This is a genomic window from Bartonella sp. DGB1 (assembly GCF_041345015.1).
Classification (GTDB): Bacteria; Pseudomonadota; Alphaproteobacteria; order Rhizobiales; family Rhizobiaceae; genus DGB1.
In genome coordinates this window covers 380,377-398,282 of record NZ_CP166769.1, presented here as the reverse complement: position 1 = coordinate 398,282, position 17,906 = coordinate 380,377, and the positions used below count along the sequence as shown (strand labels likewise).

Sequence of the window (17,906 nt, the reverse complement as noted above, 5' to 3'; positions counted from 1 at the left end):
AAGAGTAGGCAGTGCCTGCTCTTTTTTATTACTATAAGATTTAAACCTATAGGAGCGTTAATGACTAACTCAGAAAATAATATATATAATGATGACCGCTTAATTAAAGAAAGTGGATTAGAAGCTAAAGTAGCAAATATAATTTTACCTACTCTGCATTCTTTAGGCTTTAGAGCTGTTCGTATTTATTTTTCTGGTCTTAATGGTAACACATTACAAGTTATGATTGAACGACCTGATGGAACGCTAACTATTAATGATTGTGAATTTATTAGCCGCACATTATCTCCTTTATTAGATGTAGCTGATATCATTCCACAAAAATATCACCTTGAAATTTCTTCTCCTGGTATTGATAGACCGTTGGTTAGAAAAACTGATTTTGAAAAATGGGAAGGTCATTTAGCTAAAGTAGAGACGATTAACCTAATTCATGAACGCAAACGCTTTCGAGGGATAATACAAAATCCAACCGATCTAGGTTTTAATATTTATTCTGATCAATTATCTTATGATAATATTGAGAGTATTTTCATTGCATATGACAATTATGAATCAGGACGCTTAATTTTAACCGATGAATTAATCAAAGAAACCTTAAAAAAAGAAAAACAACTAGCAAAAAATAATAATACTGATGAAAATTTATCATAACAGTCTGACCTAAGACTAAGGAGACACGCATGACTATAAGCGCAAGTAAATTAGAGCTATTACAAATTGCTGAAGCCGTTGCTCGTGAAAAATCTATTGATAGAGAAATAGTTTTATCTGCTATGGCAGATGCTATTCAAAAAGCCGCTAAAGCCCGTTATGGTCAAGAAACAGATATTAGAGTTGATATTAATTCTAAAACAGGCGATATTCGCATCCAAAGATTCTTACAAGTCGTTGAATTCCCTGAGTTTTTTTCCCGCGAGATTTCTTTAGAACAAGCTCAACAAAAAGATCCTACAGCCAAGATAGGTGATTTCATAGCTGAAGAACTACCCGCCTTGAATTTAGGTAGAATTGCTGCTCAATCTTCAAAACAAGTTATTAAACAAAAAGTTCGTGACGCTGAAAGAGATCGTCAAATAGAAGAATATACGCCGCGTGTTGGTGAAATAATAAATGGTATTGTGAAGCGTGTTGAATATGGCAACATTATTGTTGACCTAGGTAAAGGTGAAGCTCTTATACGCCGTGATGAACTAATTCCTCGGGAAAATTACCGCTATGGTGACCGTATTCGCGCTTATCTTTATGAAGTTAGAAGAGAACAAAAAGGTCCGCAAATATTTCTTTCACGAACACATCCGCAATTTATGGCCAAATTATTTGCAATGGAAGTTCCTGAAATTTATGATGGTATAGTTGAATTAAAATCTGTCTCTCGTGATCCTGGTTCTAGAGCAAAAATTGCCGTAGTTTCTAGAGATGCTTCTATAGATCCTGTAGGCGCTTGTGTTGGTTTACGTGGAGCTAGGGTTCAAGCAGTTGTTACAGAATTACAAGGTGAAAAAGTTGATATTATTCATTGGTCGCCTGATCCAGCAACTTTTATTGTTAATTCTTTACAACCAGCAGAAGTATCGAAGGTTGTATTAGATGAAGATCAGAATAGAATAGATGTTGTAGTTCCTAACGAACAATTAAGCTTAGCTATTGGTCGCCGCGGTCAGAATGTACGTTTAGCATCACAGTTAACTGGTTGGGATATTGATATTTTAACCGAACAAGAAGAGACTACTCGTCGACAAAAAGAATTTAACGATCGCACCCAATTATTTATGTCTGTATTAAATGTGGATGAAATGATTGCTAAAATTCTTGCTTCAGAAGGATTTACATCAATAGAAGAAATAGCATATGTTGATCCTAATGAATTAATTTCTATTAGTGAATTCGATGAAGATACTATAGATGAATTACAATCTCGTGCTAAAGCTCACTTAAATGAGGAAGAAAAAATTCAAAATAGTAAACGTATGGATCTAGGAGTTTCTGAAGAATTATATAAAATTCCAGGTCTTACCACTGCTATGTTGATTGCTCTAGGTGAAGAAGGCGTAAAAACTATTGAGGATTTTGCTGGTTACGCAGTCGATGATTTAGTTGGATGGCAAGAGAAAAATGGACATGAAACTAAAACTCATACCGGCGTTTTATCTTCTTTTGACATCTCTCGTAAGGAAGCAGAAACAATGATCCTCGAAGCACGCAAGCTTTGTGGTTGGTTAAACGATAAATAGAGAAATATTTATGAGCGACAGAAGATGCATAGTAACAAAAATATGTAAAGATAGCAGCGAATTAATTAGATTCGTTCTTTCTCCTACTGGAGTTTTAACTCCAGACATAAAATGCAATCTACCTGGTCGTGGTTGTTGGGTAACTGCTAATAAAAATTTTGTTTCCCAGGCAATCGAAAAAAACTTATTCAGTCGCGCCTTTAAAAATAAGGTAATTATACCAGACGCTTTATTGGACATGATTGATAAATTATTAACTATATCTTGCTTAAAAACACTTTCTCTGTTAAAAAAAGCTGGGTTAGTTATCTTAGGCTCTACTCAAATTATCTCTCTTGCTAAACAAGGGAGATTATCACTTATATTACATAGTCGTGAAGCAGCCGCAGATGGAAAACGCAAAATAAATCAGGCAGTTTATAGTTATAAACATGCTAATCAAAAATCACCTATTATTTTATCACTTTTTTCAAATGATGAGATGATTTTAATATTTGGACGTGCTATTATTATGCATCTTGCTGTTCTTAAAGATCTTCGTACAGCTGATATAATAAAACGTATTCAATATTTATCTAATTATCGAGATGATTCACAAAAAATTCTAAAAGATGATATAAGGGATACAAGGGAAACATAATGACTGACAAAAAAACTAACATATCCTCAGATAATACCCGTAAGACTCTTACGTTGAAAACTACTCCTGTTAGCCCTAATAATAAACTATCATCTAGCGGACGTTCTCTATCGGCTCCTAAAAAGCAAATTGTAGTTGAGAATAAACGTCGTAAATTTAAATTACATGATAATCAAGCTAATTCAGATAATACTAACAATTCTGTTACTCAGACTTTTGCTCAACCTCGTGTAGCTAATAATAGTAGAAGAAAAACCACAGCTATCAACTCCAATCTCAATAATAATTTTTCACAAAATTTATCTGTGGCTGAACAAGAAGCACGTAAACAAGCCTTACAAGCAGCACAACAACGAAAAATTATTTTAGAACAAGAAGAAGCGCAGCGTGAAAAAGAGCGTATCGCTGCTGAATTAGAAGCAGCAAAATTAAGAGCTAGTGAGCCAGAATCTGTTTCACCTACTGTTATTCCACCAATTGAATCACCAAATAAATTAACCAAAGATGTTACCCCTAAAAAACCCACAGATGTAACTAATGATAGTAAGAACATTAAAAGCCTTCCTAATACTATTGAGAAAAAAGAAGATAAATTTAATGTAAAAACTACTGCACCTAAACGACCTGAAACTGAGAGTAATACTCCTCGTCGTAGCAATGTAACCAAAGCTGATGCTAGTAAAGCTCCACGTACTAATCGTACAACAGATACTAAACGCCGTAATAAAATAACTATTTCTACGGTTTTTGATGATGAAGAACAAATCCGCGGTCGTTCTATTGCTTCAATGCGTCGTAGACAAGAAAAAATTAAAAAATCTATGCAAGTTGAAGTAAAAGAAAAAATTTCGCGAGAAGTTATTATACCTGAAACAATAACCTTGCAGGAATTAGCACAACGTATGGCCGAAAGATCTGTTGATGTTATAAAATATTTAATGAAACAAGGTCAAATGCTAAAACCAGGCGATGTTATAGAAGCGGATATGGCACAACTTATAGCCGAAGATTTTGGTCATATAGTTCGTAGAGTTGCAGAATCAGATGTAGAAGAAGCCTTCGTTAATGTAAGCGACAATCCCGATAATTTTGTTTCACGTCCTCCAGTTGTAACCGTTATGGGTCATGTTGATCATGGAAAAACTTCTTTATTAGACGCATTTCGTAAATCTAATACTGTCTCATCTGAAGCAGGCGGCATTACTCAACATATTGGTGCATATCAAGTTGAACATAATAACAAAAAAGTAACCTTTATTGATACTCCAGGACACGCAGCTTTTACAGCTATGCGTGCTAGAGGTGCGCAAATTACTGATATAGCTATTTTAGTTGTAGCTGCTGATGATGGAGTTATGCCACAAACTATAGAATCTATTAAACATGCTAAAGCAGCTAATGTACCAATAATTGTAGCTATAAATAAAATAGACAAACCTGATGCTGATCCGCAACGAGTAAAAAGTGAATTACTACAACATGAAGTATTTGTTGAAACTATGGGTGGAGATGTTCTAGAGGTTGAAGTTTCTGCGAAAGAAGGTACTAATCTAAATAAATTACTAGATACTATTTTACTACAAGCAGAAATGTTAGACTTAAAAGCAGATCCAAAAAGAAATGCTGAAGGTACCGTTATAGAAGCTAAATTAGATAAAGGTAGAGGTACTGTCACCACTGTATTGATACAAAAAGGTACATTATCGCTTGGTGATATTGTAATAGCAGGTAGTAAATGGGGTAGAGTAAGAGCTTTGATCAATGATCACGGGAAACATATCCCTAACGCATCACTTTCTATGCCCGTTGAAATCTTAGGCTTACAAGGCGCCCCACAAGCCGGAGATCGTTTAGCAGTTGTTAAACATGAATCGCAAGCTAGAGAAATAGCCGAATATCGTGCAAGACAACAACGCGAAAAAGCGATTGCTAAACAAACTAGTGCACGTGGTTCGTTAGAACAAATGATGAACCAATTACAGACATCAGATCTTAAAGAATTCCCATTAGTAATCAAAGCTGACGTACAAGGATCAGTGGAAGCTATTGTAAATTCATTGGAAAAACTTAACACTAACGAAGTACGTGCTCATATTATTTATGCTGGTGTTGGCGGTATAACTGAAACAGATATATCTTTAGCTGAAGCATCAAATGCTATGATAATAGGTTTTAATGTTAGAGCTACTAAACAAGCCAAAGATGCTGCTAATTCGCAAAATATTACCCTAAATTATTATAATATAATTTATGATCTAGTTGATGATATTAAATCTATTATGTCAGGATTATTAACTCCTGAAAGACGTGAAACTTTCCTTGGTAATGCTGAAGTGTTAGAAATATTTAATATCACTAAAGTTGGCAAAATTGCTGGATGTCGAATTACAGAAGGTAAGATTGAACGCGGTGCTGGCGTACGTCTAATTCGTGATAATGTTGTCATCCATGAAGGTAAACTAAAAGTTCTAAAAAGATTTAAAAATGAAGTTTCAGAAGCATTTTCTGGGCAAGAATGTGGTATGGCTTTCGAAAATTATGAAGATATGCATGTAGGGGACATTATAGAAGCATTCCGCGTAGAACATTTTTCTCGTAGCTTATAGGAATTTTTATCATGCGTTCACCAATAGAAGCATCTCAAAGACAATTAAAAGTATCAGAACATGTAAGACATGCACTATCAGAATTTTTTAATAGAAAAGAATTACAAGATTCTATCTTAGATAATGTTATAATTTCTATTACTGAAGTTAGAATGACACCTGATCTTAAGCTAGCTACTTGTTTTTTTTCTGCTATTGGTAGTAATAATTTAGAAGCATTAGAAACTTTTTTAAATAACAGAGCAAAATTCATCCGAGGCAGGGTTACCCCTGCCTTAAAACAAATGAAATATATGCCTAAATTTCGTTTTTTAATTGATAAATCGTTTGAGAATTTTGCTAAAATAAATTCTTTACTTCAAAATGATATCTCAAACAGAGATATCAATAATAATGATGAATCATAAAAGCTACATAAATAAAATTATTTATAATCTATCACATTTTACAAATCTATTACTATGAAGGTTAATTAAAGTGAAAAAAAACTTTAAAGCACGGGGTCGTGACATTTCTGGTTGGTTAATTTTTGATAAACCTCACGCTATGGGCTCTACAGAAGCAGTTAGCTATATAAAAAAGCTATTCAAGGCACAAAAAGTTGGTCATGCAGGAACTTTAGATCCTTTAGCTTCAGGTATGTTACCAATAGCATTAGGCAGTGCTACTAAAACCGTTAGCTATGTTATGGATGGTGAAAAAAGCTATATATTTAAAGTTACTTGGGGTCAAGAAAGATCTACTGACGACCTTGAAGGCGAAATCACAGAAAGCTCTACCAATCGTCCAACTCGTGAGTCTATAGAAGAATTATTACCTAAATATACTGGTAAATTATTACAACACCCTCCTCTTTATTCAGCTCTAAAAATTAACGGCGTCCGCGCCTATGATCTAATCAGAAATGGTAATACCCCTGCTCTTCAACCACGAACAGTAGAAATATCTTCATTTGAAATAATAGAACATACAGAAAATATGACTAGCTTCATGGTTAAATGTGGTAAAGGTACCTACATAAGATCATTAGCACGTGATTTAGGAAGAGAATTAAACTGTTTTGGTCATATAAGTTATTTACGACGTTTATCAGTTTTACCTTTTACTGAGTCTACAATGATTAGTAAAGAACAATTAGATGCCTTAAGCAGTGAAACTGCAACTGATGACTTAGAAACTCTTGATAACCTTTTAATCAGCCCTTTGATGGCGTTAACTAATTTACCTCAATCTAACATTTGTAAACAAGAGGTTATTGATATTAGTCATGGTAGACCTATATTATTAAGAAATAATATAACTGATTTTGATGCTTTTTGTGTAAAATATAATGATGATATTATTGCGTTAGGATGTGTAACGCATGGTGTTTTTTATCCAAAAAAAGTATTTAATGCATATATCGAATAAAAATATATAGTAATTTTGTTATTTTTATACTAAAATAACGCTGACCGTGGCTGAGCGACATCTCGGCTATAGGAATTTTTGAAAGGAATAACGATGTCGATAACCAATGAACGTAAACAAGAACTTATTAAAGAATATGCTACAAATGCAACTGATACTGGTTCAGCTGAAGTACAAGTAGCGATATTAACAGAACGTATTGCTAACTTAACAGAGCATTTTAAAAACCACAAAAAAGATAACCATTCTCGTCGTGGTTTGCTTAAAATGGTCTCTTTACGTCGTCGTCTGTTAGATTATCTAATTAAAACAGATAAGAATCGCTATCAATCATTAATAGCTCGTTTAGGCTTACGTCGCTAACTTTAAAGAGCAGATATCTGCTCTTTACTAATTTTAACAATTACACATGGCAGGATTATTAGCCTTTTATTCTATAAAATGCTTATTGTCTTGCATGTGTTTAGGAATTTATAATGTTTGACATAAAAAAAATAGAACTAGAATGGGCCGGACGCCCCTTAAAAATTGAAACAGGACATATAGCCAGGCAAGCTGATGCTGCTGTAATGGTAACATATGGTGAAACAATAGTATTAGCTACAGTTGTATCAGAAAAAGAATCAAAAGAAGATCAAGATTTTTTCCCCTTAACAGTAGTCTACCAAGAAAAAAACTATGCCGTTGGTAAAATCCCTGGCGGATATTTGAAACGTGAAGGTCGCCCTAGCGAAAATGAAACATTAGTTTCTCGTTTAATCGACCGTCCGATACGTCCTTTATTCGTTGATGGATATAAAAATGAAACGCAAATCATTATTACTGTTTTACAGCATGACCTAGAAAATAATCCTGATATTGTTTCTATCATCGCTGCATCTGCAGCTTTAACACTTTCAGGTGTTCCCTTCATGGGGCCTATTGCTGGAGCAAGAGTAGGATATATTAATGGCGAATTTATTCTAAACCCTAATATTGATGAAATGCCTGAATCAGCACTAGATTTAGTTGTAGCTGGTACTACTGATGCAGTATTAATGGTAGAATCTGAAGCACAAGAATTATCTGAAGAAATAATGTTAAATGCGGTAGCTTTTGGACATAAACAATTTAAGCCGGTTATTGATGCAATTATAGAATTAGCTGAAGTAGCAGCAAAACCTCCAAGAAATTTTTCTACTGAAGATACTTCAACTTTAGATGAAAAAATATTTAGCTTGTTTGAACAAGATCTACGTACTGCTTATCAGATAACCGATAAAACAGCTCGTTATGAAACCATTAATAATATAAAAGAAAAAGTTAAACAACATTTTCTTAACCAGGATACTGATGACAATCTCTATAATGAAAATAAAATATTAAATACCTTTAAAAAACTACAAAGTCGTATAGTACGCTGGAATATTTTAGATGGATTAAATCGTATTGATGGACGTGATCTAGAAACTGTGCGTCCTATTTGTAGTGAAGTAGGTTTACTACCTAGAACGCACGGCTCCGCCCTATTCACACGAGGAGAAACTCAAGCTTTAGTTGTTGCTACTCTAGGTACCGGAGATGATGAACAATATGTTGATAATTTAACCGGTCTGCATAAAGAAACTTTCTTATTACATTATAATTTTCCACCTTATTCTGTAGGTGAAACAGGTCGTTTCGGTTCACCAGGTAGACGTGAAATAGGTCACGGTAAGTTAGCTTGGCGTGCTATTCGTCCTATGTTACCAAGTAAAGAAAAATTTCCTTACACTTTACGTGTAGTATCTGAAATAACTGAATCTAACGGCTCATCTTCTATGGCTACTGTCTGCGGCACTTCTTTAGCATTAATGGATGCAGGTGTACCTTTAGTAAGACCCGTAGCAGGTATAGCTATGGGCTTAATCAAAGAAGATGAAAAATTTGCTGTATTATCAGATATATTAGGTGATGAAGATCATTTAGGCGATATGGATTTCAAAGTAGCCGGTACCCAAGAAGGTATTACTGCTTTACAAATGGATATCAAAATAAATGGTATCACTCATGAAATTATGGATATTGCACTTAATCAAGCAAAAAAAGGACGTATGCATATCCTAGAACAAATGTCCAAAGCACTATCTAATGCTCGTAGTGAATTAGGTGACTTTGCTCCTAGAGTAGAAGTTATGCAAATCCCTGTAGAGAAGATCCGTGAAGTTATTGGAACCGGTGGAAAAATTATCCGCGAAATTGTTGAAAAAACCGGCGCTAAAATTAATATTGAAGATAATGGTAATGTTACTATCTCTTCAGCTAGCGTTAAAACTATAGAAGCCGCAAGAAACTGGATTCATTCCATAGTTGCGGAACCTGAAATAGGGGTAATTTACGAAGGAACAGTAGTAAAAACAACTGACTTTGGTGCTTTTGTTAATTTTTTCGGTAGTAGAGATGGCTTAGTTCATATTTCTCAACTAAGTAATGATAGAGTTAATAAGACAACTGATATTGTATCAGAAGGTCAAAAAGTTTGGGTAAAATTTGTAAGTTTTGACGAACGCGGTAAAATACGTTTATCAATGAAAAATATTGACCAAACCAATGGACAAGAAATAGAAGCTGAAAAACAAACTAAAAAAGATGATGAATAATTTATTATCTATAATAGTTTAAAATAGCATAATGTAACAAGGAAAATTAATACTCTTCCTTGTTACAGTTAAATAAGATATTTTAAAACATATAATTAACTAACTAGATATTATGTTTTTAATTAAATAAATTTATATATATAGTTTTACTCTATCGCTTAATTAATCGCTAATTAACAAGATAGTCCATTGCTCCCTTATTAAAAATTACCTTATAAATTACCTTATATAAAATAAATTTTTGCTACTAGTCAATTAATGCAAGCAAAGAAAGCAGGTAAAGAAATATCGCCATTTGTAATATTTAAAGTTTATGATTTTTTACATGCAACTAATAGAGCAAAGACTAGTGTGAGTTATCAAAACCTAAAAGACGGTTTAATTAGGTTAAGAGTAACCACAATATCAACAACAGCTAAAAATAGAACAAAAACTAACTACAAATATATTTGGATTAATAGATCAAAGAAAAATTAATAGAGAACCTAACGGCTGTATGTTAGTAATATAATTAAAATTATCAGATTAGTTATTCTATGCTATACAAAATACTCCGGTGCTTACTTTGCACCGCGATTATTTTAGATTAAAAAACCACTAGAACGCCGTTTATATGAAATAGCACGCAATCACTACGGTAATAAATTAAACTTTAAAATATCCTTAAATCTTTTAAAAGATAAAGTTGGTTCAGTATCTTCTCAAAAAGAATTTAACCGTACAATTAAAAATATTGCAGAAACAAATAAAGAATATTTCTATATACCTGAATATGATTTAGCACTTAAAGATGACTATCTTATTTTTAAATCGTAATTATGAAAAAAATAGAAAGTTTAAATCATCACGAGCTGCACGAGTAAAATTAAACCCTGAAATATACCATAAAGCAAAAGCACATAAAAATCCAGATAAAGCTTTCCTTGGATTTTGTAAAAACAAAGTTGAAAAAAAGAAAAATAGAAACACGAAAACTCAACTATGACATTTCTGGAGTTGATTATTTCAAAATTTTTCTAATTATTGGCTGGAGAAGCTTTTTGTTTATCTAAAAACATACCTATGAACGCTAAAAATATAGCTACAACCTTTATAGGATTTTGTAAAAAAATAGAAAGAGTTTAACTTTAAAACTCAACTTTAAAGTTATTTCTTTTTTCTAGGTACAAATAATAATGCAGCTGCAGCTCCACAAATTGCACTTGATAATAATAAAGGTACATCTTTGTATTGTTCATTAAAATAATAAACAGAAAAATATACAGATATTGCACTTGCAACAATAACTATTAATATAAGTATAATAAATTTTAATAATTTAGATTCCATTAGCTATTACCTATATTTTTAAATTTACTCTTACAAACGTCCTTTCTAAACGACACTACAGCTGCAGATACACCAAACCCAGCTACTGCTCCAACTACTGCTCCTGTAACAGCTCCGGCTGCACCACCTGTAACAGCACCTGAAATACTTCCTTCATTGGTATCGTCAATAACTTTCTGCAATCCTAATAGTTAAATTACTAAAGCTGGAGTTGTAGCTTGAGCATTAATATTTAAACGAGAAAAGGATGTTGCTAATAATGTTATATATAAAAGAATTTTTTTCATAATTTAGTCTCCTTGTTAACTCTAAGGACCTATATTCATAGTCAACCTTTTTTTGTTGTTTGTAAAGGCTAAAATAAATTATTTTAAATTAACATTTCAAAACCTCATTTATTAACCCTTAACTTGAGCATTGCGAATGTTGTTTTTAGAAGTTTGTACGTACAAACTGCTATCCTGCCATCACCATAAATTAATTATAATTGCAAAAAATTAACAGCTACACCAAAAGAAAAAGTAAAAATTTAGGGTGTAATTTACTCCAGAAATGTCATAGCTAAATTTTAATATTTTAATTTCTTAAAAAAGGAATTTTTTACACCTCTAACGCTTCAATTTTCTTATTTTGTGGGTTATATAACTTTATTAAAAAAAATTTAAATTACACTCAGTGAACGTTTAAATCGCAAACAAATAAGGCTATTTTTAAACCTACTAAGAGTAATTTTTTTTCTTAAAAAAAATCTGTAAAATTCAAAAAAATCATAAATTTTAAGTAGTTATACACAAAATTTGCGAAAAAATACCCCTCCATAAAAAATACCCTCCCTAGTGTTAAATAAGTGTTACGTTAAAAATTTTCGCTGTAACTCCTTAATTTATACACGTTTTTTAGGTTCTGGTGGGTGATTTAACGTTAGCCTTTTTTAAAGGGTGGGTGATTTAAAGTTATAGAAATATTTAGAAATATAAAAAAATTGATACCTGAATTCATAAGAAATAAAGTTCTTTTACTTGGCAATTCCCATCCTTTTTTAAGGTGATTCATACCCTTTTAAATTCATAGTAAAAGCCTTGCTTTTCTAAGGATTCAATGATAGTTTTAAATTTCAAATTCATAAGATGTTTTATATATAATTTCATCTGCATTAACGGTTCAATGGTGAGTAGAAGGGTGAGAATTTGAAATACTGTCAGTTAAATAATGCTACTATTAAAAATGCACCTAGAGGTAGATATTGTGATGGGGGTGGATTATGGTTAGAAAAAAGCAACCTAAAAGCTGGTGTTTGGTTTTTACGTTATTCAGTAAATGGTAAACGTAAAACTATAAGCTTAGGCTCTATAAGATTTGTTAGCCTAAAAGAGGCAAGAGAAAAAGCTGTAATATTACGTAAAAATATTCATGATGGAATTTTACCTAAATCTAAATCAGCAGAAAAAGAAAATAGTTTAGAAAAAATTATTTATGCTTTATTCGAAAGTAAGAAAGCTAGTATAAAAAATAGCAACCATGAAAAATGGCTTAGCCCTCTAAGAGTACACATATTTCCTAAAATTGGTAATATCCCAATAGAAAAAATTAATCAGGATATTTTATATGATTGCTTAAAACCTCTTTGGATAGATAAAAATGAAACCGCTACTAAAATATTATCTAGGGTTAATCTAGCTATGAAATATGCTGTAGCAAAAGGCATTAAAGTAGATTTATTAGCTGTACCTAACGTTAAGATATTATTAGGTAAAAGTGTAGAATCAAATAATCATATACCTTCTATGCCTTGGCAAGAAATACCATTATTTTTTGAATGTTTAAATAATAAAAAAATAAGTAATTTAGCGCTAAAGTTACTTATTTTAACTGGTGCAAGAAGTGGCTCTATACGTAATATGCGTTGGTCACAAATTAAAGGAGATATCTGGACGATACCAGCAGAATATTTAAAAGGTCAATTAGGTAAGGTAACTGATTTTCGTGTACCTTTATCAAAGCAAGCTTTAGAGCTATTAGACATAGCAAAAACACATCAGGTTAACGATTTAGTATTTTCTAGTTCAGCAGGTAGACCAATAGGTGAAGTTACCATGTATAAAGTTATGACGGCTATGGGCTTAGATGCTCGTCCTCATGGTTTTAGGTCTAGTCTTAGAAATTGGTTAGCAGAAGAACTAAAAGCCCCTTATGAAATAGCAGAAACTATTTTATCACATGTAGTAGGTCAAAAGGTACAACGGGCTTATTTAAGAACTGATTTTTTAGAACAACGCCGAGAAATAATGCAAAAATGGTCAGATTTTGTTGTTGACAAAAAAAGGTAATTTTCGTATAGTGTTGCTATAGTATCAATGACACAGTTATCTCCATATTGATACTGTTATTCTTTTAAGTAAATAAGATAATAAGAACTATGATACATCCAGAAGATTTTATAAAGACCCGAATACCCATAAAAGATAAGATAATATTAATGCAGTGCGTTAATGAAGGTCATAAAGTTATAAGAAATATGAGAAAGGATGATCTTGCGCTAGGACTACCAATGGTAAATAACATGAAATGTTACTTCTTATCTATTGGGGTTCATTTTGTTATACAACGTAACATAGAAAGCGGAATTTTGCCATTTACGTGTGGATGGAAAAATTTTGCTAAACCAACAGGAAAATATTTAGAAATAATAGGGCATGGTTTTACATTTTCGATAAATTCAGTTGCTAATTGTAATAAACCGCCCAAGAAAGCCATATTCCGTGAACAGAAACTTGTAGGTAATAAAACTTTATTTAACTATCAAGAAAACTGTTTTGCTGATATCATTTACGAACCTTATCCTCATTTTATACTAACCTTTTCATCATCTGGATATTCTCTAAATGACTTAAGAATTGGTCTTCCCGCAAACTATAAGCGATCTCAATGGGAGTGGGTCTCTAATAACTGGCTTCATGAACCGCACCTAGTAACAGGAACATCAGCTGAAATTGAAAATACAAGTTATAACCCTGAGGATATGAACTTACTAAAAGAAACATTAAAGAGTTCTGTAATAAACCATGAGAAATAATACTAAAGTTATTGAAATTAACTCTAGAAAAAAACCGATAGCCTTGGTTCCTAATCGCTTAACTGAAGCTAGGATAATTGCACGTTTGACACAAACACAGTTAGCTGCTCGCATAAACGTCAGCCGACAGGCAATATCCAATTATGAAAAAGGAAATAGAGTTCCTGACCCAGAAACATTTCATAAAATATTACAAGAACTAAAACAACCAATAAAATTTTTCACTAATACTAGCTATCCTGTCTTTGGGCAACAAGGAGCTAACTTTTTTCGAAAAAAAGGTGTAGATAACAAATGGAAAAATAGAGCATGTGCAATTTATGCTTCTTGGTTTACTGCAAGTGTAAAATTATTAGAACCTTTTCTAAATTTGCCGGAAGTTAAATTACCGAGTTTTGAACCAATAAATAAAGTTGCCAATAATTACACAAAGGAAGAAATTGAGCAATATGCTGAAAAATTGAGAGAAGAACTTGGTCTAGGACTTGGACCAATTTCAAATGTTATGGGTTTATTGGAGCAAATGGGTATTTTTATCTGTCATTTAGCTCTTGAAAAAGAAAACATTGATGCTTTTTCTTATTGGAGTGGAGATCGTCCTTTTATTTTTTTGGCTTCGGATAAAAAAAGTGCCGTTCGCAGAAGATTTGACGCAACCCATGAATTAGCGCATCTTTGCTTACATACCTGGGTTACTGAAGAAGAACTAGATGACCCTAAACGACTTAAGCAAATTGAAAAAGAGGCTGATCATTTTGCTGGAGCTTTTTTATTACCTAGACGATCATTTCTAAATGAAATTTACTCAACTAAAGTAGAGTCTTTTATACACTTAAAATCTAGATGGAAAGTATCAATTCAATCTATGGTTCAGAGGTGTAAACAACTAGGTATTTTTGACGAGTATCAAATCTTAAATTTACAAAAACAAATCTCTTATAAAAAGTGGAGAACAAATGAACCTCTAGACTCAGGACCGGGAGCGTTAGCTTTTGAAGAGCCACTCTTGCTAAATTATGTTGTCAAAAAACTTATAAAAAGTGGAAAATTTACTTTTGATGAATTAATAAATGAGCTCCCATTATCAATAGAAATATTAAAACAATTTTTTAATTTATCTGAATCTTATTTTGCTGAATCAGTCCACAAGAAACTTTGCATATCTAAGTTTAACTAAAACTTATTAACTAGCTTGGCAACAGATGAAGCCCCACATGTTACTGCAGGGCTCATTGTTTGCTACATAGCTTTTCCTCGTTGCTTGTCTGCACTAAGGTGTATTTTCTCTATAGCTTTAATATCTTTATCCAGCATAGACCTTAACGCACAGAATAAACTATGATGACTCCAACGGTTTTGTGCTAAAGCTGTATCTACAACATCAAGATATAAAACCTTTTTTAAACATTTATCGATTTTACTATGTGTCACTTCTCTCTTACTACCTACAGCGTTACCATATGTACGTTTGGTTAAATATTTTTCAGCTTCCACACGATAAACATTAGATAATTGTTCTGCATGTTTTCTGATACAGTCTTTTATTCTTATTGGTAGCTCTCTTTCATCAGCTGGTAATTGATATATAATTTCTTCTTGATTTTCTATTGCTAGTTTAGCTGGAGGAACGTGTTGTTGCTCTAATTCTAACCAGCGGTCAACAATCTTTGCTCTTAGAGTTGTGCTATAACCAGATACTAGAATTAAACACTCGCGTTTGGGTAGGTGATAGCAAGGGCGGGATTCGCCTTTTTTATCAAGATATGTACCTTCAAATTTAACCGCCTCAGATTTGAGGTCGTCTTCTTTTTTAACCGCCCCAAATTTGGGGGCGTCGTCTTTTTTAACCAGCCCAATTTTGGGCTCGTTACTTATAGTATACAAACCCTCTAACATTTGCTTAATATCGCGCATAACATGCTTGTGTTGTTTCCCGCACAATTTAGCAATCTCACGACTAGACATAGTTAACACTGGTGTTGCTACATCTTTATTCTGCGCTTGTTTTAATTGAGAGTTCTTTTTAGCTTTTTGGGCGTTATTTATATAATTGATTAAACCGTCCATGGTTTTTCTCCTAGATATATTCAAGTTTTGATTAAACACCGTATAATGGTGTCGGGTGCTCAAAACACGGTATCTAGTCCGTCGTTATGCTTTCCCCTTGCGGGTATTTTATGACATAACTACACCCGACATAAAACGCATGCTTGAACAGCATAGTAATAGGTCGAATTATTTGGAAACGGTAAACAAATTTCGGTTATTTATCCGCTAGATATTTAGTGTTTTGAGGCACTGTAAAATCAGGCTATAATATTTTTTAGCCTTTGTCAAATGGTTTTTTGTAATTTACTGTTGATGATTCTTTAGCTGTTCTACCTTTGCTTCCCAGAATTGGGAAGCAAACATAATCAGTTACGGAGGTTCTCGCCAGAATTGGCGAAAACTATATAATCCTAAGTTTTAAGTTTTTTCCAATTTTGGAAATAACCTTAGATATCTATTATCTAATGATTATTTTTAGATTTGCTATATATTTCAGTATTACCTCTTACCCCCTCATCCGCTTAATTACCGCGAACAAAGTTAATCCAATACCAAGCAAGGTTAGGATGGCAAAGAGATAACGTAAGATGGTAAAATTTTCTGATTGTGGCTGTATTTCTCTAGCTATCTCGGTAAAAGTTGCACCTAAAGCACCTATAGAGGTAACTGCAACGGCTTTACCTTCTTTTGTTTTGCTTATCTGCTCTTGTTCGTCTCTATCACAATCTACACATTGAGAGGATACTCTTGAACCTTTAGCCCATAAACCGACCTCCGCTGACCTACGATTAACTAATCCTTGTGATATTTTACCACCGCTATAAGTCCAACGCATTAGCTCTTGCGGGACAGCATCATAGTTACCCTTATTAAGCTTCTTTAATAACTTAGAACCTTTAAAAGCAGTAACACCAATATTAAAAGCAAAAGAAACTAAGCAAGCAAATTGATTATCTGTTAAATCAACTTTTACATATTTTGAAACAGCCTCTTCAAATCTAGCTAAATCCTTTAATAAAAGATTTTCTGCTTGATTACGGCTAATCTGTTGTCCTATCTTTACATCTTTTCCTGTATGACCGTAACCTATAGTTAACACACCAGCAACATCACGATAAGCCTCTAAACGTAGACCTTCCCATTGTTTAATACAAGAAAGACCATATTTACTTATTTTTCGCATGTTTACTCCATAAAATAAAAAAATAGCATGGAGTAAATAAGCTTAACAGAGTCTGTAGACTATATTTATTACATATAAAAACTGCTTGACTATAATTGTTATATCGTGTATCGTTACAGTATATAAAGCAAAAGGAAAGCTAAAGTGATTATTAGTTTTAAACATAAGGGCTTGAAAATATTTTATGAAACAGGGTCAACTAGGGGTATACAAGCCTCACATGCTAAAAAATTAAGACAAATTTTATCTATATTAGACCTTGCAAGAGATACACAAGCTTTTAATTTACCTATGTATCACTTACACCCTTTAGAAGGAAATTTAAAAGGCTATTACTCTGTACGTGTAAACGCAAACTGGCGCATTACTTTTCGTTTTATTGGAACAGATGTTGAACTAGTTGATTATCAAGATTATCATTAAATATAAGGAAATTATACTATGATGTACAATCCTTGCCATCCAGGCGAATTATTAAAAGACTCTCTTACAGAACTAGGAATATCAGTAACTGATGCGGCTAAACAATTAGGAATATCAAGAGTAGCTTTATCACGTGTTTTAAACTGTAAGGCTGGAATAAGTTCTGATTTAGCAATTCGTTTAGAATTAGCAGGATTAAGTGCCGCTTATGTATGGGTTGGAATGCAAAGTAATTACGACTTATCCTTAGCACAAAAGAAAGAAAAGCCTTCTGTTTTGCCTTTTATTTATTCCAACATTCATTCAAACCATAATAAACACAACCACCAATAACTGCCCTA

Annotated in this window: 18 protein-coding genes and 1 pseudogene; 15 read left to right on the top strand and 4 right to left on the bottom strand. The window is 32.8% G+C overall.

What is annotated here, in order from left to right; all coding sequences use genetic code 11:
- Positions 1 to 60: 60 nt before the first annotated feature.
- From rimP to AB6T46_RS01970, 10 genes and pseudogenes are all read left to right on the top strand, one after another.
- Positions 61 to 654 carry a ribosome maturation factor RimP gene (gene rimP, locus AB6T46_RS02015; protein ID WP_370931753.1) on the top strand — a complete coding sequence of 198 codons (594 nt, stop codon included), beginning with the start codon at positions 61 to 63 and terminating at the stop codon, positions 652 to 654.
- 29 nt (positions 655 to 683) lie between these two features.
- Complete coding sequence (nusA, locus tag AB6T46_RS02010; protein ID WP_370931752.1) at positions 684 to 2,234, top strand: transcription termination factor NusA; 1,551 nt, start codon at positions 684 to 686, stop codon at positions 2,232 to 2,234.
- A gap of 10 nt (positions 2,235 to 2,244) precedes the next feature.
- A complete protein-coding gene (locus AB6T46_RS02005; RefSeq protein ID WP_370931751.1) occupies positions 2,245 to 2,874 on the top strand; it encodes an RNA-binding protein in 630 nt (209 codons plus the stop codon).
- The gene (gene infB / locus AB6T46_RS02000) at positions 2,874 to 5,480 is read left to right on the top strand and encodes a translation initiation factor IF-2 (RefSeq protein ID WP_370931750.1); all 2,607 of its coding nucleotides are present in this window, start codon (positions 2,874 to 2,876) and stop codon (positions 5,478 to 5,480) included. The genes AB6T46_RS02005 and infB overlap by 1 nt, the downstream gene beginning before the upstream one ends.
- Positions 5,481 to 5,491: 11 nt before the next feature.
- Positions 5,492 to 5,887: a 30S ribosome-binding factor RbfA gene (gene rbfA / locus AB6T46_RS01995; RefSeq protein WP_370931749.1), complete on the top strand. Its 396-nt coding sequence runs from the start codon at positions 5,492 to 5,494 to the stop codon at positions 5,885 to 5,887.
- Positions 5,888 to 5,957: 70 nt separating this feature from the next.
- Positions 5,958 to 6,890 carry a tRNA pseudouridine(55) synthase TruB gene (truB, locus tag AB6T46_RS01990; RefSeq protein ID WP_370931748.1) on the top strand — a complete coding sequence of 311 codons (933 nt, stop codon included), beginning with the start codon at positions 5,958 to 5,960 and terminating at the stop codon, positions 6,888 to 6,890.
- A 93-nt stretch (positions 6,891 to 6,983) separates the two neighbouring features.
- On the top strand, positions 6,984 to 7,253 hold the full coding sequence (gene rpsO, locus AB6T46_RS01985; protein WP_370931747.1) for a 30S ribosomal protein S15: 270 nt from the start codon (positions 6,984 to 6,986) through the stop codon (positions 7,251 to 7,253).
- Positions 7,254 to 7,366: 113 nt separating this feature from the next.
- Positions 7,367 to 9,508 (top strand): polyribonucleotide nucleotidyltransferase, encoded by a 2,142-nt coding sequence (gene pnp, locus AB6T46_RS01980; RefSeq protein ID WP_370931746.1) that lies wholly within the window; start codon positions 7,367 to 7,369, stop codon positions 9,506 to 9,508.
- A 237-nt stretch (positions 9,509 to 9,745) separates the two neighbouring features.
- A pseudogene (locus AB6T46_RS01975) lies at positions 9,746 to 10,324 on the top strand (replication initiator protein A).
- Entirely contained in the window at positions 10,299 to 10,493 is a 195-nt protein-coding gene (locus AB6T46_RS01970; RefSeq protein ID WP_370932069.1) for a hypothetical protein, read from the top strand. Before AB6T46_RS01975 ends, AB6T46_RS01970 begins: the two are co-directional and overlap by 26 nt.
- Positions 10,494 to 10,654: 161 nt before the next feature.
- Here AB6T46_RS01970 and AB6T46_RS01965 read toward each other — a convergent pair whose 3' ends face one another.
- Both AB6T46_RS01965 and AB6T46_RS01960 read right to left on the bottom strand, forming a co-directional pair.
- Positions 10,655 to 10,837: a hypothetical protein gene (locus AB6T46_RS01965; RefSeq protein WP_370931745.1), complete on the bottom strand. Its 183-nt coding sequence runs from the start codon at positions 10,835 to 10,837 to the stop codon at positions 10,655 to 10,657.
- A complete protein-coding gene (locus tag AB6T46_RS01960) occupies positions 10,837 to 11,019 on the bottom strand; it encodes a hypothetical protein (protein WP_370931744.1) in 183 nt (60 codons plus the stop codon). The genes AB6T46_RS01965 and AB6T46_RS01960 overlap by 1 nt, the downstream gene beginning before the upstream one ends.
- A gap of 1,005 nt (positions 11,020 to 12,024) precedes the next feature.
- Here AB6T46_RS01960 and AB6T46_RS01955 point away from each other — a divergent pair.
- The 3 genes from AB6T46_RS01955 (at position 12,025) to AB6T46_RS01945 (ending at position 15,087) form a co-directional block, all read left to right on the top strand.
- Positions 12,025 to 13,164 (top strand): tyrosine-type recombinase/integrase, encoded by a 1,140-nt coding sequence (locus AB6T46_RS01955; protein ID WP_370931742.1) that lies wholly within the window; start codon positions 12,025 to 12,027, stop codon positions 13,162 to 13,164.
- An 89-nt stretch (positions 13,165 to 13,253) separates the two neighbouring features.
- The gene (locus tag AB6T46_RS01950) at positions 13,254 to 13,910 is read left to right on the top strand and encodes a hypothetical protein (RefSeq protein ID WP_370931741.1); all 657 of its coding nucleotides are present in this window, start codon (positions 13,254 to 13,256) and stop codon (positions 13,908 to 13,910) included.
- On the top strand, positions 13,900 to 15,087 hold the full coding sequence (locus AB6T46_RS01945) for an ImmA/IrrE family metallo-endopeptidase (protein ID WP_370931740.1): 1,188 nt from the start codon (positions 13,900 to 13,902) through the stop codon (positions 15,085 to 15,087). The genes AB6T46_RS01950 and AB6T46_RS01945 overlap by 11 nt, the downstream gene beginning before the upstream one ends.
- A gap of 62 nt (positions 15,088 to 15,149) precedes the next feature.
- On the opposite strand, the gene AB6T46_RS01940 is transcribed toward AB6T46_RS01945, so the two are convergent.
- Both AB6T46_RS01940 and AB6T46_RS01935 read right to left on the bottom strand, forming a co-directional pair.
- On the bottom strand, positions 15,150 to 15,875 hold the full coding sequence (locus tag AB6T46_RS01940; RefSeq protein WP_370932037.1) for a Rha family transcriptional regulator: 726 nt from the start codon (positions 15,873 to 15,875) through the stop codon (positions 15,150 to 15,152).
- A gap of 589 nt (positions 15,876 to 16,464) precedes the next feature.
- Complete coding sequence (locus AB6T46_RS01935) at positions 16,465 to 17,142, bottom strand: lysozyme (RefSeq protein WP_370931042.1); 678 nt, start codon at positions 17,140 to 17,142, stop codon at positions 16,465 to 16,467.
- 144 nt (positions 17,143 to 17,286) lie between these two features.
- Between AB6T46_RS01935 and AB6T46_RS01930 the strand changes: the two genes are divergently transcribed.
- On the top strand, positions 17,287 to 17,565 hold the full coding sequence (locus AB6T46_RS01930) for a type II toxin-antitoxin system RelE/ParE family toxin (protein ID WP_370931739.1): 279 nt from the start codon (positions 17,287 to 17,289) through the stop codon (positions 17,563 to 17,565).
- 18 nt (positions 17,566 to 17,583) lie between these two features.
- The gene (locus AB6T46_RS01925) at positions 17,584 to 17,898 is read left to right on the top strand and encodes a HigA family addiction module antitoxin (RefSeq protein ID WP_370931738.1); all 315 of its coding nucleotides are present in this window, start codon (positions 17,584 to 17,586) and stop codon (positions 17,896 to 17,898) included.
- The last annotated feature ends 8 nt before the right edge of the window (positions 17,899 to 17,906 follow it).

Bases quoted from the DNA above. Each gene is read 5' to 3' on its own strand.
- nusA (WP_370931752.1), top strand. From the start codon at position 684: ATGACTATAAGCGCAAGTAAATTAGAGCTATTACAAATTGCTGAAGCC.
- AB6T46_RS01935 (WP_370931042.1), bottom strand. From the start codon at position 17,142: ATGCGAAAAATAAGTAAATATGGTCTTTCTTGTATTAAACAATGGGAA.
- AB6T46_RS01945 (WP_370931740.1), top strand. From the start codon at position 13,900: ATGAGAAATAATACTAAAGTTATTGAAATTAACTCTAGAAAAAAACCG.
- rpsO (WP_370931747.1), top strand. From the start codon at position 6,984: ATGTCGATAACCAATGAACGTAAACAAGAACTTATTAAAGAATATGCT.
- AB6T46_RS01925 (WP_370931738.1), top strand. From the start codon at position 17,584: ATGATGTACAATCCTTGCCATCCAGGCGAATTATTAAAAGACTCTCTT.
- AB6T46_RS01950 (WP_370931741.1), top strand. From the start codon at position 13,254: ATGATACATCCAGAAGATTTTATAAAGACCCGAATACCCATAAAAGAT.
- AB6T46_RS01970 (WP_370932069.1), top strand. From the start codon at position 10,299: ATGACTATCTTATTTTTAAATCGTAATTATGAAAAAAATAGAAAGTTT.
- AB6T46_RS02005 (WP_370931751.1), top strand. From the start codon at position 2,245: ATGAGCGACAGAAGATGCATAGTAACAAAAATATGTAAAGATAGCAGC.
- rbfA (WP_370931749.1), top strand. From the start codon at position 5,492: ATGCGTTCACCAATAGAAGCATCTCAAAGACAATTAAAAGTATCAGAA.
- AB6T46_RS01940 (WP_370932037.1), bottom strand. From the start codon at position 15,875: ATGTCTAGTCGTGAGATTGCTAAATTGTGCGGGAAACAACACAAGCAT.
- pnp (WP_370931746.1), top strand. From the start codon at position 7,367: ATGTTTGACATAAAAAAAATAGAACTAGAATGGGCCGGACGCCCCTTA.
- AB6T46_RS01965 (WP_370931745.1), bottom strand. From the start codon at position 10,837: ATGGAATCTAAATTATTAAAATTTATTATACTTATATTAATAGTTATT.
- infB (WP_370931750.1), top strand. From the start codon at position 2,874: ATGACTGACAAAAAAACTAACATATCCTCAGATAATACCCGTAAGACT.
- rimP (WP_370931753.1), top strand. From the start codon at position 61: ATGACTAACTCAGAAAATAATATATATAATGATGACCGCTTAATTAAA.